Origin of the sequence: Amycolatopsis nivea, assembly GCF_004522235.1 — a bacterium.
In the GTDB taxonomy this organism is placed as follows: Bacteria; Actinomycetota; Actinomycetes; order Mycobacteriales; family Pseudonocardiaceae; genus Amycolatopsis; species Amycolatopsis nivea.
In genome coordinates, this window is sequence record NZ_SDLT01000055.1 from 14,600 (window position 1) to 37,480 (window position 22,881).

General features: G+C 69.7%; 21 protein-coding genes. 7 read left to right on the forward strand and 14 right to left on the reverse strand.

The features are described from left to right. From EIZ44_RS40275 to EIZ44_RS40305, 7 genes are all read right to left on the reverse strand, one after another. Positions 1 to 2,373 carry an HAD-IC family P-type ATPase gene (locus tag EIZ44_RS40275; protein ID WP_134734166.1) on the reverse strand — a complete coding sequence of 791 codons (2,373 nt, stop codon included), beginning with the start codon at positions 2,371 to 2,373 and terminating at the stop codon, positions 1 to 3. Between the two features lie 84 nt (positions 2,374 to 2,457). Further along, positions 2,458 to 2,919 carry a nuclear transport factor 2 family protein gene (locus tag EIZ44_RS40280; RefSeq protein WP_134734167.1) on the reverse strand — a complete coding sequence of 154 codons (462 nt, stop codon included), beginning with the start codon at positions 2,917 to 2,919 and terminating at the stop codon, positions 2,458 to 2,460. Between the two features lie 108 nt (positions 2,920 to 3,027). Next, positions 3,028 to 3,228 carry a hypothetical protein gene (locus tag EIZ44_RS40285; protein ID WP_134734168.1) on the reverse strand — a complete coding sequence of 67 codons (201 nt, stop codon included), beginning with the start codon at positions 3,226 to 3,228 and terminating at the stop codon, positions 3,028 to 3,030. A 92-nt stretch (positions 3,229 to 3,320) separates the two neighbouring features. Beyond that, on the reverse strand, positions 3,321 to 3,986 hold the full coding sequence (locus EIZ44_RS40290) for a (2Fe-2S)-binding protein (protein ID WP_205673461.1): 666 nt from the start codon (positions 3,984 to 3,986) through the stop codon (positions 3,321 to 3,323). Next, complete coding sequence (locus EIZ44_RS40295; protein WP_043827061.1) at positions 3,983 to 4,822, reverse strand: CbtA family protein; 840 nt, start codon at positions 4,820 to 4,822, stop codon at positions 3,983 to 3,985. The genes EIZ44_RS40290 and EIZ44_RS40295 overlap by 4 nt, the downstream gene beginning before the upstream one ends. Positions 4,823 to 4,847: 25 nt before the next feature. After that, positions 4,848 to 5,057: a CbtB domain-containing protein gene (locus EIZ44_RS40300; protein ID WP_043827060.1), complete on the reverse strand. Its 210-nt coding sequence runs from the start codon at positions 5,055 to 5,057 to the stop codon at positions 4,848 to 4,850. 250 nt (positions 5,058 to 5,307) lie between these two features. Further along, the gene (locus EIZ44_RS40305) at positions 5,308 to 5,496 is read right to left on the reverse strand and encodes a hypothetical protein (protein WP_043827059.1); all 189 of its coding nucleotides are present in this window, start codon (positions 5,494 to 5,496) and stop codon (positions 5,308 to 5,310) included. 180 nt (positions 5,497 to 5,676) lie between these two features. Between EIZ44_RS40305 and EIZ44_RS40310 the strand changes: the two genes are divergently transcribed. Next, complete coding sequence (locus tag EIZ44_RS40310; protein ID WP_037820124.1) at positions 5,677 to 7,305, forward strand: GMC family oxidoreductase; 1,629 nt, start codon at positions 5,677 to 5,679, stop codon at positions 7,303 to 7,305. Between the two features lie 16 nt (positions 7,306 to 7,321). After that, positions 7,322 to 8,896: a succinic semialdehyde dehydrogenase gene (locus EIZ44_RS40315; RefSeq protein ID WP_134734170.1), complete on the forward strand. Its 1,575-nt coding sequence runs from the start codon at positions 7,322 to 7,324 to the stop codon at positions 8,894 to 8,896. Here the strand turns inward: EIZ44_RS40315 and EIZ44_RS40320 are convergent. After that, a complete protein-coding gene (locus EIZ44_RS40320; RefSeq protein ID WP_134734171.1) occupies positions 8,883 to 9,545 on the reverse strand; it encodes a TetR/AcrR family transcriptional regulator in 663 nt (220 codons plus the stop codon). The genes EIZ44_RS40315 and EIZ44_RS40320 overlap by 14 nt on opposite strands. A gap of 84 nt (positions 9,546 to 9,629) precedes the next feature. On the opposite strand from EIZ44_RS40320, the gene EIZ44_RS40325 reads away from it, so the two are divergent. Beyond that, positions 9,630 to 11,126, forward strand: a complete 1,497-nt coding sequence (locus EIZ44_RS40325) for an acyl-CoA synthetase (protein WP_134734172.1) — start codon at positions 9,630 to 9,632, stop codon at positions 11,124 to 11,126. A gap of 6 nt (positions 11,127 to 11,132) precedes the next feature. Here EIZ44_RS40325 and EIZ44_RS40330 read toward each other — a convergent pair whose 3' ends face one another. Continuing rightward, complete coding sequence (locus EIZ44_RS40330) at positions 11,133 to 13,676, reverse strand: glutaminase domain-containing protein (RefSeq protein WP_134734173.1); 2,544 nt, start codon at positions 13,674 to 13,676, stop codon at positions 11,133 to 11,135. A 142-nt stretch (positions 13,677 to 13,818) separates the two neighbouring features. Beyond that, entirely contained in the window at positions 13,819 to 15,603 is a 1,785-nt protein-coding gene (locus tag EIZ44_RS40335) for a gamma-glutamyltransferase family protein (RefSeq protein WP_134734174.1), read from the reverse strand. Positions 15,604 to 15,675: 72 nt separating this feature from the next. Between EIZ44_RS40335 and EIZ44_RS40340 the strand changes: the two genes are divergently transcribed. Then, positions 15,676 to 16,587, forward strand: a complete 912-nt coding sequence (locus tag EIZ44_RS40340) for a LysR family transcriptional regulator (RefSeq protein WP_134734175.1) — start codon at positions 15,676 to 15,678, stop codon at positions 16,585 to 16,587. A 24-nt stretch (positions 16,588 to 16,611) separates the two neighbouring features. Here the strand turns inward: EIZ44_RS40340 and EIZ44_RS40345 are convergent, their stop codons facing one another. Further along, complete coding sequence (locus EIZ44_RS40345) at positions 16,612 to 17,883, reverse strand: YbiU family protein (protein ID WP_134734176.1); 1,272 nt, start codon at positions 17,881 to 17,883, stop codon at positions 16,612 to 16,614. Positions 17,884 to 17,984: 101 nt separating this feature from the next. Here EIZ44_RS40345 and EIZ44_RS40350 point away from each other — a divergent pair, with 101 nt between their 5' ends. Beyond that, on the forward strand, positions 17,985 to 19,073 hold the full coding sequence (locus tag EIZ44_RS40350) for an ROK family transcriptional regulator (RefSeq protein ID WP_134734177.1): 1,089 nt from the start codon (positions 17,985 to 17,987) through the stop codon (positions 19,071 to 19,073). Here the strand turns inward: EIZ44_RS40350 and EIZ44_RS40355 are convergent. After that, a complete protein-coding gene (locus tag EIZ44_RS40355; protein WP_134734178.1) occupies positions 19,063 to 19,788 on the reverse strand; it encodes a S1 family peptidase in 726 nt (241 codons plus the stop codon). The two genes, EIZ44_RS40350 and EIZ44_RS40355, sit on opposite strands and share 11 nt — an antisense overlap. Positions 19,789 to 20,026: 238 nt before the next feature. Between EIZ44_RS40355 and EIZ44_RS40360 the strand changes: the two genes are divergently transcribed. Together EIZ44_RS40360 and EIZ44_RS40365 are read left to right on the forward strand one after the other, a co-directional pair. Beyond that, positions 20,027 to 20,344: an ArsR/SmtB family transcription factor gene (locus tag EIZ44_RS40360; RefSeq protein ID WP_134734179.1), complete on the forward strand. Its 318-nt coding sequence runs from the start codon at positions 20,027 to 20,029 to the stop codon at positions 20,342 to 20,344. After that, positions 20,341 to 20,745, forward strand: coding sequence for an SRPBCC family protein (locus EIZ44_RS40365; RefSeq protein WP_134734180.1), 405 nt, complete (start codon positions 20,341 to 20,343; stop codon positions 20,743 to 20,745). Before EIZ44_RS40360 ends, EIZ44_RS40365 begins: the two co-directional genes overlap by 4 nt. Before the next feature lie 2 nt (positions 20,746 to 20,747). Here EIZ44_RS40365 and EIZ44_RS40370 read toward each other — a convergent pair whose 3' ends face one another. Next, positions 20,748 to 21,383 carry a class I SAM-dependent methyltransferase gene (locus EIZ44_RS40370; RefSeq protein WP_134734181.1) on the reverse strand — a complete coding sequence of 212 codons (636 nt, stop codon included), beginning with the start codon at positions 21,381 to 21,383 and terminating at the stop codon, positions 20,748 to 20,750. Position 21,384: 1 nt separating this feature from the next. Continuing rightward, positions 21,385 to 22,782 (reverse strand): FAD-dependent monooxygenase, encoded by a 1,398-nt coding sequence (locus tag EIZ44_RS40375; RefSeq protein ID WP_134734182.1) that lies wholly within the window; start codon positions 22,780 to 22,782, stop codon positions 21,385 to 21,387. Between the last annotated feature and the right edge of the window lie 99 nt (positions 22,783 to 22,881).

The following is a 22,881-nucleotide window of genomic DNA, read 5'->3' on the forward strand; positions in this document are numbered from 1 at the left end:
CTATTTCCCCACCCGGTTCCCGATCCACCGCCCGACCTCGATCAACACCAGCCCCACCGCCGCGCAGCCCACTGCTGTCAGCGTGTACCTGGTGTTGCTCGGATCCAGCTGGAAAATCTCCCGGGTCCACGGCATCAGGAACATCAACGCCGAAACCACCGCCATGGTCGCGACCAGCGCCGCCTTCCACCACGTGTACGGCCGTGCGACCACCGCCAGCACCCACAATGCCAGCGCCATCAACGTCATCAGTGCCGTAGTGCTCGCCTGCACCTGCGCGGCGTTAGTGGTCGCATGCCCTGGATGCACCAGGATGTACGACACGAACGACGCCGCACCGATCACCACCCCGGCTGGAATCGCCATTCGCAGTACGCGGCCGACGAAACCGGGGCGCGCGCGGTCGTTGTTGGGAGCCAGCGACAGCACGAACGCGGGCAGCCCGATCGTGAACCAGCCGACGATCGTGACGTGCCGGGGCAGGAACGGATACGGCATCGCGTCCTGCCCGATCAGCCCGGGCACGCCGACGATCAACGCCAGCAGCACCGAGTACACCGTCTTGGTGAGGAACAGATTCGCGACGCGTTCGATGTTCCCGATCACCCGGCGACCCTCGCCGACGACATGCGGCAAGGTCGCGAAAGCGTTGTCCAGCAAGACAATCTGCGCAACGGACCGCGTCGCCGGGCTGCCCGCGCCCATCGCGACGCCGACATCGGCGTCCTTCAAGGCGAGCACATCGTTGACCCCGTCGCCGGTCATCGCGACGGTATGCCCGCGAGCCTGCAACGCGGCGACCATCGACCGCTTCTGCGCCGGGGTCGCGCGGCCGAACACCGCGGTCTCTTCGAGCTGCGAAGCCAACTTCCCGGGGTCTTCGGACAGCGTCCGCGCGTCAACGGGAGCCTCGCCGCCGGGCAGGGCCAGCGCGCGGGCCACGCCGCCGACCGACACCGCGTTGTCGCCCGAAATCAGTTTCACCGCAACGCCTTGGGCGGCGAAGTAGTCCAGCGTCTCGCGAGCGTCGCCGCGGATCTTCTGTTCCAGCACGGCCAGCGCCACCGGCGTGACCTTGCCCGGCCCGTCCGGCGCGTCGACGGCGTTCGCGGCCCGGCCGAGCAGCAGCACCCGCAGGCCCTGCGCGCCGATCCGTTCCGCTTCCGCGCGTTCCTCCGACTCGGCCGGCAGCAGCACGTCCGGCGCGCCGAGCACCCAGTCGCCGTGCTCGCCGAACGCCGCTCCGCTCCACTTCCGCGCCGACGAGAACGGCACCACGGCGGTCGGCGTCCAGTCCGGCGCGGACGGGCAGCCCTCGGCGATCGCGACCAGGCTGGCGTTCGGCCGCGGGTCGGCGGCGGCGAGCGCGGCCAGCACCGTCTCCGGAGCCTCGCCCGCTTCCCGCAGCCGCCGCAGTTCGGACAGCCGCATCGTGTTCTCGGTGAGCGTGCCGGTCTTGTCCGCGCAGACGACGTCCACGCGGGCCAGGCCCTCGATCGCGGGCAGCTCGTTGACCAGGCACTGCCGCCGCCCCAACCGGATCACGCCGACCGCGAACGCGACCGACGTCAGCAGGATCAGCCCCTCGGGCACCATCGGGACGAGCGCCGCGACCATCCCGCGCAGCGCGTCGGGCAGCTGCTGCGAACCGGAAAGCTGGTTGTAGATCGACAGCGCGCCCGCCGGGACCAGCAGGTACGTGATGACCTTCAGGATCTTGTTGATCCCGTTCCGCAGCTCCGAATCGACCAGGGTGAACCGGCCCGCCTCCTCGGCGAGCTTCGCCGCGTACGCCTCCGAGCCGACCTTCGTCGCCCGGTACGCGCCGTTCCCGGCCACCACGAAACTGCCGGACATGACCGGGTCGCCCGCGCGCTTCACCACCGGGTCCGACTCGCCGGTGAGCAGCGATTCGTCGACCTCGAGCGCGTCCGCGGACAGCACCTCGCCGTCGACCACGACCTGGTCGCCCGCGCCGACCTCGATCACGTCGTCGGCCACGACCTCCTCCGGGGCCAGCTCGCCGCTGACCCCGTCGCGGCGCACGCGCGGGCGCACCTGGCCGACGATCGCGAGCCGGTCCAGCGTCCGCTTGGCGCGCAGCTCCTGCACGATGCCGACGACGCTGTTCGCCACGATCACCCCGGCGAACAGCCCGTCCAGCAGGTAGCCGGTGGAGAAGATGATGACCGCGAGCACCGCGAAAATCGCGTTGATCCGGGTGAAGACATTCGACCGGACGATCTCCCACGCGCTGCGGCTCGTGCGCGAGGGCACGTCGTTGGTCCGTCCCTCGGCGACCCGCTCGGCCACCTCGGCCGCGGTGAGCCCGCGCGTGCTGTCCTGCGTGAGCAGGCCGTCGTCCCCTGGCATGGCTTCGACCTTACGCAGTTTCCGGGCAAAACCGTCACGTCGCCGCCCCTGGCGGGTCCGCCCGTTCGGGTGACTCGGCGCGGCTCACCGGCCGAGGCGGGTCGCGCGAACCTCCCGGGTTCCGATCAGATCGAGGTGCACCTCGCGGCGCGCGAACCGCCATTCGCCGCCGGTTTTCGCGTAGCGGTCGAGGTAGTGAAGGTGCCACACCGCGTCGGCGAACCGGCCGTCGCGCGGGCTGACATGATGGGCGACGCAGGTGACCCGTCCGCGCGCGGCGGCCGGATGGTCGCCGGGGTCGAAGACGACGCCAGTGATGCTGTGCTCGGTCAGGGACACCTCCTCAAGGACGGACAGGGCGGCAACGACGCCTTCGGGACCGCGATGTTCCCGGACCGGACCGAAGTCGCGCGGCGGATTCGGCAGGACGAGCACTCCGTCGTCGCCGAACAACTGGGCGACGCCCGCGAAGTCCCGCTCGTCGACGCGCGCGGCGTAACGGTGCACGAGATCGTGCAGCGCGATCCACTCCGCCACGGGGATCACCCGCGTTTCCTCGAACGGTCGGCCAGTGCGATGAAGAAGAACACCGGACCGACCTTATGGACCACGACGGCACAGCGGCGGCAATCGTCCCGGAGACCGGGAGACGGGTCAGCTCAGCCACTGCTTCGGCGGCGGGTAGACGTATCGTGCGATGGTCGTGCTGACCCAGCCGATGCAGAAGCCGCCGAACACCGGCAGCACCAGCTGCACCTCGTGTCCGCCGCGGAGCAGGCCGGTGAGCAGGAAGACGAGCCCCCACGCGACGAGCAGGCCGGCGCTGTAGGTCCAGTAGTTGCGATACCTGCGCATGACGGCCTCCCGATGCTCTCCTCCCCGAGTGTTCCTCGCGCAGGTCTCGATTGCAGGGTCACCGGGAGGCTTTCGGGCATTCGGCGCGCAGTTCAGAGCAGCACGCAATCCCCGCATTTCGGGCCGTCGCGGTCCGGGGCCGCCCGATAGAAAAGACAGCAGCTGCGGCGACGGAATCGGCCGTTTTCCCGGGTCGCGGTACCGGAAAGTTCCGGCAATTCCTCCAGCGCGGCGACAATTCCGGCAACCCGGTCAGTCCACTCCGGACGCTCGGACCGCAACACCGTCACCGCCCCGTTCAGCGCCGACGCCACGTTCCCCCGCCGGACGTTCCGCGCCAGCGAGAACTGCGCCATCGCTTTGTCCAACCGTGCCAACGGGCCGCGCAAGACCTGCGATGCGAAGGCACTGACCACATCGGACTCAACCGGCGGGTTCTCCTTCAACGACAACGGAAAGGCACCACCGAGCTTCGGCTGCCACCACGCCGTCGAGTAATCCGGCACCGCTCCCGCACCGACCGCGAGACCCAGTGCGGGCGAGATGATCCGAGCCGCCAGCCCGAGATGCGCGATCGACGCCGCGACCCGCAGTTCCACGAAATCGCCGCCGAGCACGGCCCGGTTCTGCGCGACGCGTTCGCGCAGAACCGGGCCGTCGTCCAGGACCTCGGACAACGGACGCCACGGCTCCGCCGGGTCCTCGGCCGAATGCGTGTCGACGGCGAAGAACGGGCCCAGTCCGGTCAGCGGGTTCACGCCTCGACGGTAACCGCGCGCCCGCGGTCGAGCACGCGTTCGGCGAGCGGGCCGAACACCAGCGCGATGGTCCCCCACAGGATGACCTGCGCAAGCACCGAGTACAGCCGGAACCCGACGAGCGTGTCGGCGGGGAATCCGGGGTACACGATCTGGCCGTCGGGACCCTTGAGCGGCAGCGGCGTTTCACTGGTCTGCGGGCCGTATTCGGCGACGTTGCTCGCCAGCGAACCCAGCGAGGGCAGCAGTGCCATCAGCAGCGCGCACAGCACCACGAACCCGGCGCCCGCGACGAGCGTCGCGTTCCAGTTGCCCAGCTTCGGGGCGAGCCGCTTGCCCGCGACGACGGCCGCGACCAGGAAGAGCACCGACGCGACGACCATCGCCAGGTACAGCCCGGTGCGCGCGCCGATGGTCGCTTCGTGCCCGATCGCCGGCGGGTTGGCCGGGTATTTCAGGAACGGCACGAGGTACAGCGACAGGAATCCCGCCCCGGCCACGAGCACCGCCAGCACCCGCGCGCGGATCCGGCCGACGCGGCCCAGCAGCACGGTGTACGTCACCGCGAACAGCAGGCCCATCGCAACGCCGAAGAGCACCATGCCGAACCCGATGCCGAGATTGCCCTGCACGGCACGGCTGAAAATCTCGTGCCCCTCGTGCTCGGTCGGCATCCCGGCGGCCTTGTCGAGCGCCATCTGCGCCTCGTCGCGGCCGGATTCGTAGTCGATGGCCGCCTGGGTCAGCGGTTCGGCGAAGATCCGGGCGAAGACGAACGCCAGCAATCCGCCCAGCGCTCCGGCGAGGAGGCCGCGCAGAATCAGCTTGTTCTGCATTGTTCGGTTGTCCGTTCCGGGCGCGTCAGTGGCAGGGGAAGCCGAGGAAGTGCCGCGCGTCGTGGACGAACTCGTGCACGTGCGTGTCGCTGCCGAAGATCGAGACCGCGCCCTGGTCGACGCCGATGAAGTAGTACAGCAGCAGCGCGCCGACGACGGTGGCGCCGAGCAGCAGCGCGGCTTTCGACACGGGCAGAACGACCGGGGTGGACCGGTCGGCCGGAATGGTGGCCATGGCTCTCCTTCGGGATGACGCGTCCCTTGCGGGTGGACCTGACGACGGCTCCTCGACCTGACTCGCCCGGGATGGGCACACAGTGGCGCGACCGTGCCGGAATCTCACCGGCTTCGGGAAGCCGTCGCGCGAGCAGCACCGTACGGCGGTGTCCGGCCGGTCGTCAATCGCCCGAGCGTCCGGGGTGTCCGCTATCGCCTGGTTTGCGCAGCCAGTGTGCGCGGGGTCGCACCGAACGGAGCAAGGCCGCTCACGCGGGGTCCGGGCATCGCGCCGACGAGGCAGGCAGCTCCGCCAGCCGGTCGCCGTCGACGAACAATTCGGCGGGCCCGAGACCGGCCAGCGAGCACGGCAGCTCGACGAGCCGGTCCCGGTCGGCCTCCGGCGTCTCGAGACCGCCGATGTCCGCCACCCGCCGCGAGACTTCCGTCAGCTGCAATCCAGCGTCGTCTCCCCGGCGGCGAGCGCGGCGTCGATGCGGCGGTTCGCTTCCTCGGTCCCCATGGGAGCAAGTCAATCAGGTCCGCGCGCGAGGCGTTGCGCGGTCGGCGGGAAAGCTATACCGTGCCTGAACTAGAACAGGTTACAGTTTCGGCGGGGCGCGGGACGAGGAGCGGACATGGCAGCCAGGGTGGCCCGGAAGAGCGAAGCCGACTACGTGGTCGTCGGGTCGGGCAGCTCGGGGGCTGCCGTCGCCGGGCGGCTCGCGGAGTCCGGGGCCAGCGTGATCGTGCTCGAAGCGGGCAAGAGCGACGAGCAGCTGCTGTTGCGCAAGCCGGGGCTGGTGGCCCCGTTGCACGCGGTGCCCCAGCTCAAGAAAATGAGCGACTGGGGCTTCTACTCGGTGCCGCAGAAACATGTTCTCGATCGGCGCATGCCGGTGCCGCGCGGGAAGGTGCTCGGCGGCTCCAGTTCGGTCAACGGGATGGTCTACGTCCGCGGCAACCGGGCGAATTTCGACTCCTGGGCGGCCGAGGGCAACACCGGCTGGGACGCCGACAGCGTCAACGCCGCGTACAAGCGCATGGAGGACTTCGAGGACGGCGAGAACGCCTTCCGCGGCGCGGGCGGGCCGATCAAGATCACCCGCAACAAGATCCCGCAGGAAGGCACGCTGCAGTTCCTCGACGCGACGGCCGACGCGATCGGCTGCGACATCATCGACGACTACAACGGCGAATCCCAGGAGGGCGTCAGCCGGATGCAGCAGAACGCTGCCGACGGCCTGCGCTACAGCGCCTCGCGCGGCTACCTGCACCACCTCGCGCCCCGGACGCTCGAGATCCAGTCCCGGGTGTTCGTGCGGAAAGTGGTGATCGAGAACGGCCGCGCGACCGGCGTCGAGGTGACCGACGCCAACGGCACCCGCCGCACGGTCCGGGCGGGCAAGGAGGTCATCCTCGCCGCCGGGTTCGTCGGGTCGCCGCAACTGCTGATGCTGTCCGGGATCGGGCACGCCGAGCACCTCAAGGAGCACGGCATCGACGTGCTCGCCGATCTGCCGGTCGGCGACAACCTGCACGACCACATGTTCCACGCGCTGACGTTCCAGGTCTCCTCGTGCAAGAACAAGGGCACCGCACCGTATTTCGCCCGCGGGATGGCCCGCGAACTGCTCAAGCCGGGTTCGACGTTCCTGGCGAACTCGGTGTTCGAAGCGCTCGCGTTCCTCAAGACGTCGCAGGCCGCGGACGTCCCGGACCTGCAGCTGCACCTGCTGCCGTGGGCGTACGTCTCGCCGAACCAGGACGCGCCGGTCCGGCATCCGGTCGACAAGCGGCCGGCGCTGACCGTGCTCACCACGCTGATCTACCCGAAGAGCCGCGGCACGATCCGGCTCGCCTCGGCGGACCCGGCCGCTGCGCCGCTGATCGACCCGCAGTACCTCTCCGACCCGGCCGACCTGGAAGTGCTCGGCGAGGGCTCCGAGATGGTGCGCGAGATCTTCGCGTCGAAGGCGTTCAAGGGCTCGGTCAACGAGGAGATCCACCCGGGCAAGCAGCTGCGCGGCCAGGAACTGCGCGACGCGATCCTCAACCGCGCGACGTCGGTCTACCACGGCGTCGGCACCTGCCGGATGGGCGTGGACGACCTGGCCGTCGTCGGGCCCGACCTCAAGGTGCGCGGAGTCGACGGGCTCCGGGTCTGCGACGCCTCGATCATGCCGTCGATCACCGGCGGCAACACCAACGCGCCCTGCATCATGATCGGCGAAATGGGCGCGCAGCTGGTCCTTTCCGGCAACTGACGGGAGCGCGAGACCCATGACCCTCACCCCGGTCCGGCCCACCCGCCCGGCTTCGGCGACTGACGAATTCCTCCGCGGGCTCGTCGCGCGCGTGCCGGGTTCGGGCGGCGCGGTGTGGCCGCTCACCGAGGTCTACACCGGCGACGTCCTGGTGGACCTGCCGCAATCGACGCCGCCGGACATCGAGCAGGCGTTCGCCACCGCGCGGGCGGCGCAGAAGAAATGGGCCGCGACGCCGCTCAAACAACGGCTCGCGGTGTTCCGGCGCGCGCATGCGCTGTTCATCGACCGCGCACGGACGATCGCCGACCTGATCCAGGTCGAAAGCGGCAAGAACCGGCGGATGGCGATCGAGGAAACGTGCGATCCGCCGATGATCATGAGCCACTATCTGCGGCGCGCGCCTAAACTCTTGGCTCCGACGCGGCGCGGCGGACCGGTGCCGCTCGTGTCGTCCTCGACCGAGATCCGGGTGCCCAAGGGCGTGGTCGGGATCATCGCGCCGTGGAATTTCCCTTTCGCTACCGGCATTTCCGACGCTATCCCAGCGCTGATGGCGGGCAACGCGGTGGTCTTGAAGCCGGACAACAAGACCGCGCTTTCGCCGCTGTATGGCGTGCAACTGCTCGAACAAGCCGGGCTGCCGCGGGGCCTGTTCCAGGTCGTGTGCGGCGAGGGCCCGGACGTCGGCCCGACGCTCATCGACCAGGCGAACTACGTCATGTTCACCGGCTCCACCGCCACCGGGAAGGTGATCGGCGAGCAGGCGGGCCGGAATCTGATCGGCTGCTGTCTCGAACTCGGCGGCAAGAACCCGATGATCGTGCTGCCGGACGCCGATTTCGCGGACGCGGTTCCGGGCGCGGTGTTCGGCGCGTTCGGGAACACCGGGCAGATCTGCATGCACATCGAGCGGATCTACCTGCCGGAGTCGCGCTACGAGGAATTCAAGGAAGCCTTTGTGGCCAAGGCTTCTTCGCTCGACGTACGGGCCGCGTACGATTTCGGCCCGGAAATGGGTTCGCTGGTTTCGGTGGACCACATGAACCGGGTCAAGTCCCATGTGGACGATGCGGTCGAAAAGGGAGCCACCGTCCTGTGCGGCGGCCGTCCCCGGCCGGATCTCGGCCCGGCGTTCTTCGAGCCGACCATTCTGGAAGGCGTCACGAAGGACATGCTGTGCGGGGTCACCGAAACATTCGGCCCGGTGGTGGCCTTGCATCGGTACCGGACGGTGGACGAGGCCGTCGAATTGGCCAACGACACCGATTACGGGCTGAACGCTTCGGTGTGGGGCAAGGACCTTCGCGCAGCTTCCGCGGTGGCGGCCCGGTTGGAGACGGGCAACGTCAACGTGAACGACAGCCTGGCGACGGCGTACGCCGCCAAGGGGACCCCGTCCGGCGGCGTGAAGACATCCGGAGTCGGCGCCCGGCACGGGGATCAGGGGCTGTTGAAGTACACCGACGTGCAGAACCTGGCGGTGCTGAAGAAGCCGGTGATGAGCCCGCGACCGGGGCAGAAGTACGAGAAGTACGTGGAAGGAATGCTGTCCGGACTGAAGATGATGCGGCGACTCAGGATCCGGTAGTGTCCGCAATGGACTGACGTACGACCTGGACCACCTTGCCGTCCGCCTCGGTCAGCCCGTTGAGCCGGGCGCGGCGCGTCAACAGTCCGCCCAGGACCAGCTCGACCAGCTGCGCGCCCACCTGCTCCGCCGACACCGGGCCGGTCGGGTCGAACCACGTCCACGCCCATTGCGCCGAGCCGAAGATCAGCAGGCTCTGCACCTCGACGTCGCACGGGCGGAACTCCCCCGACTCGACGCCCGCGGACAGCACCGCCCGCACCAGGTCGAGGTATTCCGCGCGCATCCGGCGGCCCTCGGCCATCGCTTCGTGGTCGGCCAGCCGGACGACCTCGCGCTGGAACGCGACGGTCGCCTCCCGGTCCACCACTTGGTACAGCACGAACGCGTACAGCAGCCCGGCCAGTTGCCGGGTCGGGGTCGGGAGGCGGTCGCGGATCAGCGCGGCCTCGGCGAGCCTGCGGCGCATGTACGACTCGTGCAGCGCGGCGAGCAGCCGGTCCTTCGTGCCGAAGTGGTGCACGATCGTGCCCTTCGACAGCCCCAGTTCGCCGGCGATGTCGGAGAAGTTCGTGGCGTCGTACCCGCGCTCGGCGACGTAGCGGGTGAACGTCGCCAGGATGTCCCCGGCGCGGCCTTTGGGTGGCATCGGCCCACTGTAACCGAAGGTTTGACCACTGACCGTCCGTACGGTTACCTTCGTCGTGGTCCCCGGCGACGAAGGAGTCTCGGCATGGCATCGAGCTTGGCGCAGTGGATTGCCCGGCGCAGCACCGTCACCCCCGAGTCGGTCGCGCTCGTGGCCGCCGAGACTGGCGAGCGGATCACCTACGCCGACCTCGAACGCCGGGTCGCGGGACGAGCGGCGGCGCTGCGCGAGCTGGGCGTGCGCAAGGGCGACCGGGTGGCCTTGCTCGGGTTGAATTCCACCGGCTACCTCGAAACGCTTTTCGCGGTGGCGTGGCTCGGCGCGATCACGCTGCCGATCAACTTCCGGCTCGCGGCGGCCGAAGTCGAGTATCTGCTCGACGACGCCCGGCCGGTGGTCGTGGTGCACGACGACACCTTCGCCGCGCTCGCGAAGGAGGCTTCCGGCGCTCGGACGCTGGTCAACAACAACGAACTCGCCCGAGAGGGCCGCGTCGCGCCCGAACCGACCGGGCCGGACGACGTCGCGGTGCTGATGTACACCTCCGGCACCACCGGGCGGCCCAAGGGCGCCATGCTCACGCACGGCAACCTCGAGGCGAACGCGATCAACGTGCTCACCTCCGGGGAAGGCATCCTCCCCTCGGACATCACGTTGACGGTCGCCCCGCTTTTCCACATCGGCGGGCTGGCGCTGTTCACCCTGCCGCTGCTGTACGCGGGCGGCACCGTGGTGGTCGCGGGCAAGTTCGATCCACAAGAGACACTCGTGCTGATCGAGCGGGAGAAGGTCACCGTCCACTTCATGGTGCCCGCGATGTGGGCGGCGATGACGCAGGTCCCGGATTTCGATTCCTACGACCTGTCGCGGCTGCGGTATCTGCTGTGCGGCGGCGCGCCGTGCCCGCTGCCGGTGATCGAATTCTACGAGGGCAAGGGACTGACCTTTGTCGAGGGTTTCGGGATGACCGAGCTCTCCCCCGCCGCGCTGGTGCTGGAATCGGCGTTCGTGCGCTCGCACGCCGGGTCCGTCGGACGGCCCTTCCTGCACGTCGAGGCGCGCATCGTGGACGAACGCGACGACGACGTGCCCACCGGGACGGTCGGCGAACTGGTGCTGCGCGGCCCGAATGTCTTCGCCGGCTACTGGGGACTGCCCGAAGCGAGCGCCGAAACCCTGCGCGGCGGCTGGTTCCACTCCGGCGACCTGGCCCGCAGCGACGCCGACGGTTTCGTGACGCTGGTGGACCGCAAGAAAGACATGATCATTTCCGGCGGCGAGAACGTTTACCCGATCGAGGTCGAGCAGGTGCTGCACCGGCATCCGGACATCGCCGACGTCGCGGTGATCGGCGCGCCGGATCCGCAGTGGGGCGAAACCGTGATCGCGGTGGTGGTTCCCGCCGGAGACTCCCTCGACGGGGACGCGGTGATCGCTTATTGCCGCGAAAGGATCGCCGCTTTCAAGTGTCCCCGCCGGATCGAAGTGGTGGACGAGCTTCCGCGCAATGCCACCGGGAAGCTGCTCAAGCGAGAACTTCGCGCGCGGTACACGGATTCCGCCGCTTCCGTCTCCCGGTAACCCGGCTCAGATGAACCGCCACAGGTGGTCCGGCGTCCCGTTGTCGTCCCACTGAGTCACTTGTGCACCGTCCGCAGTGGACTGCTGGTCGACCGCCATCACCTTTCCACTGTGGACGTTCACGATTTTCCACCAGCCGCCGCCCGCGTCCACGATGCGCCACAGGTGATCCGGCGTTCCGTTGTCCTGGAACTGCTGCACATGTGCACCGTTGTCCAGGCTCTGGTCGTGCACCGCGAGCACCTTGCCGCTGTTGCGGTTCATGATCCGCACCGTTCCGTCGCCGCTGTCCACGACTGTCCACACGTGATCGACCGTGCCGTTGTCCTGCCATTGCGTCACGTCGGCAGTGTCCGAAAGCGACATGTCCTGCACCGCCAGCAGTTTCCCGGATCGCTGGTTCTGGATCCGCCGCCACGACGTCGTCGAGGCGGCTGGGCGCGGCAGCAAAGCCAAGTATCCAGCGGCGACCGGGCGCGCTTGGAAGCCGGATTGCCGGGCGTCGGCGACGAAGTACCAGTCTGAGAACGGAACCCGCGAACCAGTGGTGTTGGCGAAACTGTAGACGCCTTCGACAAGCGTCGTGCGGATGTCGGTGTGGTCAGTCAGCCAAGCGGCTGTCCACAACTCCCAGTCGGCTTTGGTGTAGTCGTGGCGGAGGTCCAGCGGAACGCCGTGCGCTCCGCGTTTCGACTGATACCAGGCGGCTTCCCGGGCAGCAGTGCCGAGCGGCACCAGATCGAGGCCCAGCAACCGGTCCGCGAAACCGTTGTACTTCAGGCTCCAGGTGCCCGGCTGGTCGTACGCCATCCGCAGGTGCGAGCCGTCATCGGCCAAGGTCGTCCATTGGCTGACGTACGACCGCGAGATCGAGCGGTACCGCAGGGCATCGGCGGAATTTCCGGTGACATCGGCGAGAACGGCCATCGCGCCGACGCCGATGATGCCCTTCAACGCGAGGTTGGCGCTGTGCGCGATCCAGCCGGTGAAGTCGTCGGTCTGATTCTGGTTGCCCGGATCGAGAGTGTTGCCCACCAGGTATTCAGCCCATTGCCGCAGAATTCCGTAGTGAGCGCTGGCGAACGCCTTCGCCGCCGCGGAATCCAGGCGCTGCGCGACCGCGGCGGACATGATGAGCATGTTCGCCGATTCCTCGACCGGCATGCTTTCCTCGTTGCCGTCGTTGTGCCCGGCCGCGTTCGGATAGGACGCGCCGATGTCGTGTTCCGAGAACGTCATCGGCCAGCCGCCGTGCTCCGCGTAATCCAGCACCGGTTCCAGCAGCAGCCGGACGAAATCCGGCGAGAGATGGAGGTAGCCGGGCAGCGCCGGATAAATCACGTCCACTGTGGACACATTGCCGCTGGACGAGATCTCCTTCAGGAAGGCCCACGGGGAGCCGTTCCGATCGACCAGCTCGGTGCCGCCGAACGCCTGGCGCAGGGCGAGCGCGCAGATCGCCGCGTAATGGTCGCCGGCCGCGGCGGACGCTTCGCTGTCGATCCGCTGGTCCAGCGCGATCCCCGCGGCGAGCGCGGCCGGGTAGTCGGCGTGGAACCACGCGACCATGTCCTGCCAGGAGGACCAGTAATGCGTCCACCACGGTGCCAGTTGCGCACCGAGGTAGCTGACCGCAGGCGTGCGGACGTGCCCGATCGCCACCACCAGCGGATCGGCCGCCGCGCCCGGCTGGATCGTGCCCAGGTCTTTGGCGAACGCAAGAACCGGCCAGCGGTCGTTGATCGCTCTTGGCTGGTCCGGATCGCTCGTCCCGGGCAGCACTCCCCCGTTCGCCGACGCCGCACGCACGACCGTGTCCTGCCCGATCTGCCAGGTCACCCCGGCCGAAGGCACCGCGAGCACGAGCGAACCCCAGCGCGGCTGGTCGTGTCCGTCCTCGGCGAGCGCAGTCGGCGAAGCGGCCTGGACGCTCAGCGAGGTGATGCCGCCGGATTCCTGGTGCTGCCAGCCGACCGGCGTGGCCGAATCCCATTGCAGCCACTCGGCCGACGAGTCGAAATGCAACGAAACGCTATGCGCCCGGCCGTCAGTGCTCGCGGCGGCGACGGTGACGTAGCCGAACGGCACGCATTGCCGTTGGAGGTTGCCGGGGTCGACCGGCGAGAAGAAGGTGACGGTGAGGGTCACGCCGCCGCCGGTGAGTTCGTAGATCGAGCGGGTCGCGGTGATCTGCAAGGAGTTCTGCGTCATCGGGGTCAGGCTCGGGCCGGACGGCAACTGCGGCGCACCGGCGAACACGTACGCGGTGCCGTCGATCCGGGCGATGCCGCACAGCGCGGTCACGTGCCCGTTCCAGAACGTCGACCAGGTGCCGGGCAGGGTGTCCGCTGCCTGCCAGGTCGAGAGATACGGCGAGCGCACCACGAGCGGCGTCGCGGGCGGGCGCAGCGTGCCCGCGGGAGCCGCGGCGGCGGTGGACTGGACCAGTTCCGGAAGGCACCAGAGCGCGACCCCGGCGGCCGCGCCGGTGCCCGCCCAGCGCAGGGCGGCGCGGCGGCTGACTTCGCGGGGAGATGCGGAGGAGGACATCGACAGCTTCTTTCGGTCGGCTACCGGACACGGGAAAGAAGAAACCGAGCGACCTCAGTGTGGCACCGCGATACAACGTTGTAAATCTGCCGAAAGCACTGACAAACGCTGTCCTTTTCGGGACAGCGCTTGTCAATCCCCGCTACCGCCCCGTGGCGTACCCCTGCGCCCCGCGCGAGTTCGCGGCCGCCGACAGGACCCCGGTTTCCGGGTCCTTCGCCACCGCGCACAGCCGCCCCTCCGACCAAGGCTCGCCGACCGTGACGTCGTGCCCCCGGCTTTCCAGCGCGGCGATCACCTCCGCGCCGATCCGCGACTCCACCGTCACGCTGCCCGCCGCCATGCCGCGCGGGTAGAACGAACTCGGGAAGCTGTCGGTGTGCCAGTTCGGCGCGTCGATCGCGCCTTGCAGATCGAGGCCGCCGCGGACCTTGTCGCGCAGTGCGGTACCGAGGAAGAAGTGGAAGTTCCACTGGTCCTGCTGGTCGCCGCCGGGGGTGCCGAACGCCATCACCGGGACGCCGTCGCGCAGGGCGAGCGACGGCGAGAGCGTGGTGCGCGGCCGTTTGCCCGGGGCGAGCGAGTTCGGCAGGCCCGGGTCGAGCCACGCCATCTGCAACCGGGTGCCGAGCGGGAAACCCAGCTCCGGCACCACCGGGTTGGACTGCAGCCAGCCGCCGCTCGGGGTCGCGGCGATCATGTTGCCCCAGCGGTCGACGACGTCGAGGTGGCAGGTGTCGCCGCGGGTCAGGCCGTCCTTCGCGACGGTCGGCTCCCCCGCCCCGATCGCCGACGCGGTGACCCCGCCGCCCGCGACGTAGTGCACGTGCCGGCTCAGCCGGGGCGTGCGGCCTTCCGGGCTGCCCGGCCGCAGGTCGAAGGACGCGCGCTCGCCGATCAGCTTGCGCCGGGCCTCGCTGTACTCCGGGGAAAGCAGCGCCTCCATGGAGACTTCCGTGCTGTCGCCGTACCAGGCCTCGCGGTCGGCCATCGCGAGCTTCGTGCCCTCGATGAGCCGGTGGTAGTACTCCGGCGTCGCGTAGTCCAGCTCGTCCGGCAGGAGCGCGAGCTGCTGCAGGAAGGACGGACCTTGGCTCCACAGCCCGGCTTTCGCGACGGTCCAGCCGTTCCAGGTGCAGGTGACCGGGTCCTCGTACGTCGGCCGGAACGCGGCGATGTCGTCGGCGGTGAGGGTGCCCGCGTGCCGTTCGCCGGACGAGTCCATCGCCGGTTTCGCGGCGAAGGCGGCGAGCGCTTCCGCGACAAACCCCTCGCGCCACGCCTTCCGCGCCGCCTCGATCTGCGCTTCCCGGTCGCTCCCGGCCGCCTCCGCTTCGGCGATCAGCCGTCGCCAGGTCTCGGCGAGCGCAGGATTCTTCAGCAGCCCACCGGGTTTCGGCGCGACCCCGCCGGGCAAGTACAACTCGGCCGACGTCGTCCATTCGTTCTCGAACAGCTCGCGGACGGTCTCCACCGTCGCGCCGACGCGCTCGACCGCCGGATGGCCGTCCGCCGCGTAGTGAATGGCGTACTTGAGGACCTCGCGCAACGACTTCGTGCCGTGGTCGTGCAGCAGGAGCAGCCACGCCTCGACCGCGCCGGGCACCGCGGCGGCGAGCGGGCCGGTGCCGGGGACGAGGTCCAGGCCGAGCGAGGTGTAGTGCTCGATCGTCGCTCCGGCCGGCGCGGGACCCTGCCCGCACAGCACCTTCGGCGCGCCGCCTGCCGGGGCGAGGATCATCGGCACCTCGCCGCCCGGCCCGTTGAGGTGCGGTTCGACGACGTGCAGCACGAACGCGCCCGCGACCGCCGCGTCGTAGGCGTTGCCGCCGTCCTCGAGAACCGCCATCGCGGCCGCCGAGGCGAGCCAGTGGGTGGACGACACCATGCCGAAGGTGCCCTGCAACGTCGGGCGCGTCTGGACCATGGGCCCTATCGTCGCGCGCGGGCTGGCGGTACGTCAAAGACATCTGAGACACCAGTCCGATAGCGTATCGCTATGGAACGCCGCCAGCTGGAGTACTTCGTCGCGATCGCCGAGCACGGCGGGTTCACGCACGCGGCGAGGGCGTTGCGGGTGGCGCAGCCGTCGTTGTCGCGGGCGATCGCGAAGCTGGAACAGGACCTGGGCGTCGAGCTGTTCCACCGGGTCGGGCGCAACGCGGTGCTGTCGAACGCCGGCGAACTGCTCGCCGAACGCGCCCGGCTGGTGCTGCGCGACCTCGACGCCCTGCGCGCCGCCGCGCGGATGGCGGGCGACGGACCGGCCGGGCGGATCGATGTCGCGGCCACGTCGTCGTCCGCGCTGGAGCCGGTGATCAGCATCGTCGCCGAGATGCGCACGCGGTATCCGGGCGTGCTGGTGAGCACGTCGGCGGCGTTGTCGGCGGCCGAGGTGGTCGCGATGGTGGTGCAGGGCCGGTGCGAGGCCGGGGTGTGCGGGAGCGCGGAACGCCCGGTCGGGCCGGGTCTGATCGCGCACCACCTGCGGGACGAGGAACTGCTGCTGGTCGCCCCGCCCGGTACGGAAATCGGCTCGGACGGGGCCGTGGAGCGGGCTGAGCTCAGCGGGATGCAGTTCGTGGTCACCACGTCGCCGACCGCGGTGCGCGGTTTCTTCGACCGGCTCGCGGCGACCGTGCCGGACCTGTCGATCGCGGCCGAGGTGGGCGACCGGAGCGTGGTGCTGCCGATGGTGCTGCGCGGGATCGGCGCGAGCCTGATGCCGGACGGCTGGGCCGAACTGGCCCGCCGGGCCGGTGCGGAAGTGCTCCGGTTCTCGCCGCCGGAGACACTCCCGCAGTGGCTGATCTACCGGTCCGGGCCGATTACCGCGGCGACTCAAGCATTTCTGGACATCGCCACAGGCGGGACCGCCAGCATCGGCGCGTCTTGGCCTGAACGTCCATGACGCCCCGAATGGACTAGACCGCTTTCACCCGATCCCGAGGCCGCGCCGTCCGGTCGCGTTCAGCTGTTCCGGAGCGAACCGGTCCGGCCAGGAGCGCTCGTAATGCTCGGGCGGGAAGTCCGACGGACTGGAACCGGTCTCGAATGCCTCCCGCACCGCCCCGGCGTACGCTTCGTTCCGCGGGCACCACGGCGCGGCCGGGATGTACATGACGTTGCCCCAGCCCTGCTGGTTCTTCACCGGCGCGACGCTGTGGATCAGATCGCAGTGCCACCACACGGAATCCCCGGCCCGCACGTCCGGAATACCGCTGGAAGCCCGCAGCAGCAAGGAATGCCACTTCTCGGTGGCCGCGAACACGTGGTTCACCAGGACGCCGCACATGTCGTCCTCGGGCACGTCGGCCAGCAGCGGGCGCAGCATCAGATAGCCCATCGCCTCCGGAATCGGCACCGCGTGCAGTACGCCCTGGTCGTGTTTCATGTCCGACAGCGCGGTCCAGCCCTGGAAAGTGCGGAAAACCGAGCACATCGTCGAACCCTCGAACTGCGGGCCGGCCGTGCGGTGCGCGGCGTCCCACGGATCGTAGGACTCGACGGTGCCGTCGAACAGATGCCGGAACGCCCGCTGGTACGCCTCGGTCATCCAGAGGTCGAGCGTGCCCGGGTCGAGATGCGAGCCGAGACCGCTGGAATCCGCGCCCGGCGGACGGCGGCGGATGCGGTCCGGGTACAGCGAATCCCGGCCGGGGTCGAACCACCGGACGCCGTCGGATTCCGACTTCCACCGCGCGTTGAGGAACGCCTGCACGCGCGCCATCCGGTCGCTTTGCTGGGCCTCCATCTGCGCCGGCGACCAGTAGATCGGGTAGATCCCGGCCCGGGAGACGAGGCTGCCGAAGAAGTTGTCGCCGGGACCGCGGTAGTTCTCGAAGAACCGGTTGCCCTCGACGTAGTCGACGATCCCCTTGTCCCAAGCCAGCGCCTGCTCGCGCGGGAAGTGCCCGCGCACGATCAGGCAGCCGCGCTTCCGGATCCGGTGCAGGTCGTCTTCGGAGACCCGGCCCGCCTCGATGTCGGCGTACTCCAGCACCGGCCAGATCTCGTCGCCGCGCGCTTTCGCCCCCTCGATCTCCTCGACCGCGGCGGCGACGCGAGCCTCGATCACCGCGAACACCTCTTCCACGGTGCGCCCGGACGCCTCGATCCGCGCCCGCAGCGCGGTTTTGGTCTCGCGAATCGCGGCCGGGAGGTCGTCCGGCGCGGTCTCCCAGTGCGGCAACGGGGGAAGCTGCATAGCGCTCGCTCCATTCAGGAAGGGCTCCTTACTGATTCGACGGTAAGGCGCCCGCGCGGATTCAGGCAACAGTCCTGACTAAATCGGCTAGACTCGCGCCGATGACCCCGGCCAAGCCCTCCCTCGACCTGCTCCGGTCGCTGACCGACGAGCACGTCCTGCGGGCGCTGCTCGCCGAACGGCAGCTGACGCGCGCGCAGATCGCCGCCCGCACCGGCATTTCCAAGCCCGCGGTCGGCGACAGCGTCGCCCGGCTCGCCGAGGCCGGCCTGCTGCGCGACACCGGCGAACGCACCACCGGCCGCGGCCGCGTCGGCACCTACTACGCACTGGCCGACGACCTCGGCACGGCCCTGGTCGTGAGCATCGGCCACGACGGCGCGGTCGCCGAAGCTGTCGACGTTTTCGGCGAGGTGCTCGCCCGGCACGTCGAAAACCTCGGCCGCCCGGTGCGTCCGCGGAAGGTCGCCCGGGCGCTGCGCAAGGCCGCCGCCCGGGTCGCCGCCGACGCGGGACCGCTCCGGCTCGCGGTCGTCAGCGCCGCCGATCCGGTCGACCGGGCCACCGGGAAACTCGTCCACCTGCCCGATTCCCCGTTCCTGCTCGGGGAACTCTCCCCCGCCGACGTCCTCGCGCCGACGGTGGCGGGCCCGGTCACCGTGGACAACGACGTCAACTGGGCCGCCCGCACCGAACAGGCCGCCGGCGATTTCGCCTACCTCTTCCTCGGCGAAGGTCTCGGCTGCGCGGTCGTCGCCGATGGCGAAGTGCGGCGGGGACACGCCGGTCTCGCCGGAGAAATCGCGCACGTCCTCACGCGCGGCGCCGACGGTCAGGCGACGACGTTCATCGACGTCTTCGCGGATCTCGGTGTCCGCCAACCGGATTCGACCACGATCGACGTCGCTGCCCTGCGGACCGCGATCAAATCCGACGACGTCCTCGACACCCTCGCCGAGGCGATCTGCGGCGTGCTGCTCGCTCTGGTGACGGTGTCCGACCCGGAACTCATCGTGCTGGGCGGTCCCTGGGGCCCCGACGTGCTCGACGCGGTGTCAGACCGCTTCGCGCAACTGCCGCGCCATGTCCCGCTTCGCGCCCCGCGCGCCACGGACTCCCCCGCCCTGACCGGCGCGCGCGACGAAGCCGTGCGCGCCCTGCGGAGCGCCGTTCTGACGGTCAGCCCTTGATGGTCTTCTTGATCCAGTCCAGCTGACCGAAGACGTCGCCGTCGGCCGCGAGGCTGCTGCGGTCGGATTTGCTGGTGACCCCCACCAGCGTGTCGCGATCGGCAGTGGACATGACCGGACCGCCGGAGTCGCCGCCCGCCGTGACGCCGGTCGTGGTCAGCGCGCAGAAATCAGTGCCGCCGGAGACAGTCATGCCCTCGCAGCGCGGGTCGTCGGGGTCGATGACCTTCGCGTCCACCTGCTTGAGCACGTCGGATTGGCAGCTGTTCTCGTCGCCCGTGCAGGTCGCGCCCCAGCCGAGCTGGCGAACCGTCTCGCCCGGCCGCACCGGTCCGCCGGTCGGCAGCTTCGCCGGGGTGACGTCCATCGGGGTGACCTTGATCAGCATGAGGTCCGCGAGCGTGTGGTTGTTGCGGCTCCCCGGGACCGGCTTGACCACGGTGCCGAGCCGCTGGTCGAGATTGCCGACACGGAACTCGATCCGGGAATCGGCGATCGGCTGCGCGGCCTCAGCGAAGCAGTGGTCGGCGCTGATGATCCACTCCCGGCTGATCGCGGTACCGGTGCATTCGGGCTTGCCGTCGACCAGCATCCGCACCGCCCAGGGTCCGTAATGACTGACCGAACCGCCGATCACCGCCGCTGCCGGAGCCGCTGCCGCGACGGCGATCAGTGCGGCAGCGGAGGCCAGGACGGCCCATCGGCGGAGGTGCATGGGGAGGACGTCCTTTCGGCAGCTTCGCGGTGACAACAGCAAGACGCGTCGGCTGGCGAGGGGTTGCCCGGTGACCCGATCGGGCCGGAACCGGAAAACCTTTGCGACGGGCGCGCGGATTCTCCTGCGTTGGTCGCTCATCAGACCCTCGGCCCGCGAAGGTGACCCGCCCATGACGTCCGCCGACGAGGAGTTCCGCCGGTTGACATGTCGGAAACTCCCGACATAACGTAGCGTCATGCCCGACGACGTCTTCCTCGCTCTCGCCAGTCCCGTCCGGCGGCGGCTGCTGGAGATCCTCGCGGACGGCCCGTGCACGGCCGGCGACCTCGCGGCGCGGTTCGAGCTGAGCCGTCCCGCGGTCGCCGAGCATCTCAAGGTGTTGCGGGACGCCTCGCTGGTCCGCGACGAACCCGTTGGGCGACAACGTTTCTACCACCTGGAAAGCGACCCGCTCGAGCAGGTCGGCGAATGGCTGCACCCGTTCGAACGGTTCTGGCGCGGCCGCCTGCGCAGCATGGCCGACCTGCTGGAAAACGAGGAGGAAACCCCGTGACGTACGCCCGGATCGGCAGCATCTCGGTCGACCAGTTCATCGCCGCCGCGCCGGAAAAGGTCTGGCGCGCGCTCACCGATCCCGAACTGCACGCCAAGTGGTGGGCACCGGGCGGCATCGGCCCGGACGTCGGGCACGAGTTCCACCTGGACATGCCCGGATTCGGCTCGATCCCTTGCCGGGTCCTCGAATCCGAGCCGCCGTCGAAGTTCGTCTACACCTTCAACGGCGACTGGACCCTCACCTGGACGCTCGTCGCCGAGGGCCAGGGCACCCGGCTCCTGCTGAACCACTCCGGCTTCGACCTCGACGACGAACGCCAGGCGGACGCGTGCGAGCGAATGGGCCCGGGCTGGCGCGACGGCGTGCTGCCGCGGCTGGCGAAACTGGACCTCGGCTGAACTCAGCGGCGAGCGTAGACAACCGCTTGCGGCACTTCGCTGTCCAGCTCCTCCACCCACTCCGCCTCGACGGTGAACCCGGCCTCGCGCAACCACTCCGACACCTGCGCGGGACGGCGGCGATAGACGTGCACCTGCATCGGATGCCCGCCGTACCCCTGCGTCTTCACCCGGGCCACGTCGCCGACGTGAAAGCCGATCGCGACCGGCGCTCCGGGCCGCAGCACGCGGTGGAACTGCGCGAGGGCGGTGGGCACCTCGTCGTCCGGGACGTGGATCAGCGACCACCACGACAACAGCCCGGCCATCGAAGCGTCGGGCAGCGGAAGCGCGATCATCGAACCGACCGCGAACCGCAGCCCGGGGTGGTCCCGCCGCGCCACCTCGATCATGCCGGGCGACAGGTCGAGGCCGAACGCGTCCAGACCGAGGCCGTTCAGGTGCGCGGTGACGTGCCCGGTGCCGCAGCCGACGTCCGCGACCGGACCGGTTTCCCGCACCAGCGAGGCGAACAATCCCAACGTCATGCGCAGCGAAGGGCTTCGGGCGATCGAGTCGCGCAACCGGTCGGCGTAGCTGGCGGCGACGGTGTCGTACGAGGTCCGGGTGTCGGTCAGCCACGTCTGCACGACGGCCACGCTAGCCCACCGGCGCGCCGAACCACTGGCGAATCGCGGGCTCCAGACCGTCCGGATCACCGGCCCACGCCACGTATCCGTCCGGACGGACCAGCATCGCTTCGGCACCCGTCGCAACGCGGTTCACCCGGTCCGCCCACCGCGTCGCGAGATCGCCGAATTGTCCGTCCGGGTCGACGAGAACGCCACGTCCGGTTCGCAGTTCCGGGCCGAGGTCGGGCGCGGGCAGGCCCACCAGCGGATGCTCCTCGCTGCCCGGGACGACGTAGCGGATTCCCATGCCGGACAACAGGTCGTCCAGCAGATACTGAACTTCGGGCAGCCCCGCCAAATCCGCGAACAACGACCGGGCCGCGGCCGAGTCGGGGCCGTCGTCCAGGAGCAGCGACTGCGCTTGGACGTTGCGCAGCACCGCCGCGCCGACCGGATGCCGTTCCGCGTGGTAGCTGTCGAGCAACCCCTCGGGCGCGGTGCCGCGCACCGCCGCGACGAGCTTCCAGCCGAGGTTCATCGCGTCCTGGATTCCGGTGTTCATCCCTTGCGCGCCAAGGGGAAGATGCACATGCGCGGCGTCGCCGGCGAGGAAAACGCGGCCGTGGCGGTACCGCGCGGCTTGCAGCGCGGCGTTCGTGATCCGGCGCGCGTAACGGACTTCGACCAGCTCCACCCGGTCGCCGAAGACCGTCTTCAGCCCGGTGCGGAGTTCGTCCTCGGTGACCGGGACGTCCCGTTCCAGCGACCAGCCGGGTCCGCCGAGCGTCAGTCGGCGCAGCGGCCGTCCCTCGACGTCGACACCGAGCGGGAACACCTGTGCGCGGTACCCCTCCGGGGTGATCGTGTGCATCGGGACCTCGGCGCTCAGCCGCACGTCGGCGGCCACCGTGGTCACCGTCCCCGGACGGCCGGAGAACTCCGCGCCCAGCAGCTTCCGGACCGTGCTGCGCCCGCCGTCGGCGGCGACCAGGTACTGGGCCCGGATCACCGCACCGTCGGCGAAGGTCGCGGTGACGCCGTCCGCGTCCTGCGCCAGACCGACCAGCTCGTGGTTTCTCCGGATCCGGATTCCTTGCGCGGCAAGGTGTTTCTCCAGGAATCCCTCGATCGCCACCTGCGGGACCGACCGCCAGGAGAACCGGTGCCGCTCGCGGACCAGCGGCAGCAAATTGCCCGCGAAATGCGCGGTAGTGACCGGATAGTCGCCGGTGGCCAGCAGCGGTTCGAGCAGGCCGCGCTGGTCGAACGCCTCCTGCGTGCGGGACTGCAGCCCGCCGGCCTTGGACAGTTCGCTGGCCCGCGGCAGCCGGTCCGCCAGCACACAGGACACGCCGGCGAGCTGGAGTTCGTTCGCCATCGTCATCCCGGTCGGACCGGCGCCGACGACAAGCACCTCGGCAGTCATGATCTCTCCCTCGTGGGTCGGTGTTCGGAACCGACTCTCGGCCCGCCAGGAGCCCGCGAGCCAGAAAGCGACCGGGTAGCGGCGGATTCCGACACGAGT

Coding starts and splice junctions, on each gene's coding strand:
- EIZ44_RS40275 (WP_134734166.1), bottom strand. CDS start 2,373: ATGCCAGGGGACGACGGCCTGCTCACGCAGGACAGCACGCGCGGGCTC.
- EIZ44_RS40285 (WP_134734168.1), bottom strand. CDS start 3,228: ATGCGCAGGTATCGCAACTACTGGACCTACAGCGCCGGCCTGCTCGTC.
- EIZ44_RS40295 (WP_043827061.1), bottom strand. CDS start 4,822: ATGCAGAACAAGCTGATTCTGCGCGGCCTCCTCGCCGGAGCGCTGGGC.
- EIZ44_RS40300 (WP_043827060.1), bottom strand. CDS start 5,057: ATGGCCACCATTCCGGCCGACCGGTCCACCCCGGTCGTTCTGCCCGTG.
- EIZ44_RS40310 (WP_037820124.1), top strand. CDS start 5,677: ATGGCAGCCAGGGTGGCCCGGAAGAGCGAAGCCGACTACGTGGTCGTC.
- EIZ44_RS40315 (WP_134734170.1), top strand. CDS start 7,322: ATGACCCTCACCCCGGTCCGGCCCACCCGCCCGGCTTCGGCGACTGAC.
- EIZ44_RS40320 (WP_134734171.1), bottom strand. CDS start 9,545: ATGCCACCCAAAGGCCGCGCCGGGGACATCCTGGCGACGTTCACCCGC.
- EIZ44_RS40325 (WP_134734172.1), top strand. CDS start 9,630: ATGGCATCGAGCTTGGCGCAGTGGATTGCCCGGCGCAGCACCGTCACC.
- EIZ44_RS40330 (WP_134734173.1), bottom strand. CDS start 13,676: ATGTCCTCCTCCGCATCTCCCCGCGAAGTCAGCCGCCGCGCCGCCCTG.
- EIZ44_RS40335 (WP_134734174.1), bottom strand. CDS start 15,603: ATGGTCCAGACGCGCCCGACGTTGCAGGGCACCTTCGGCATGGTGTCG.
- EIZ44_RS40340 (WP_134734175.1), top strand. CDS start 15,676: ATGGAACGCCGCCAGCTGGAGTACTTCGTCGCGATCGCCGAGCACGGC.
- EIZ44_RS40345 (WP_134734176.1), bottom strand. CDS start 17,883: ATGCAGCTTCCCCCGTTGCCGCACTGGGAGACCGCGCCGGACGACCTC.
- EIZ44_RS40350 (WP_134734177.1), top strand. CDS start 17,985: ATGACCCCGGCCAAGCCCTCCCTCGACCTGCTCCGGTCGCTGACCGAC.
- EIZ44_RS40355 (WP_134734178.1), bottom strand. CDS start 19,788: ATGCACCTCCGCCGATGGGCCGTCCTGGCCTCCGCTGCCGCACTGATC.
- EIZ44_RS40360 (WP_134734179.1), top strand. CDS start 20,027: ATGCCCGACGACGTCTTCCTCGCTCTCGCCAGTCCCGTCCGGCGGCGG.
- EIZ44_RS40375 (WP_134734182.1), bottom strand. CDS start 22,782: ATGACTGCCGAGGTGCTTGTCGTCGGCGCCGGTCCGACCGGGATGACG.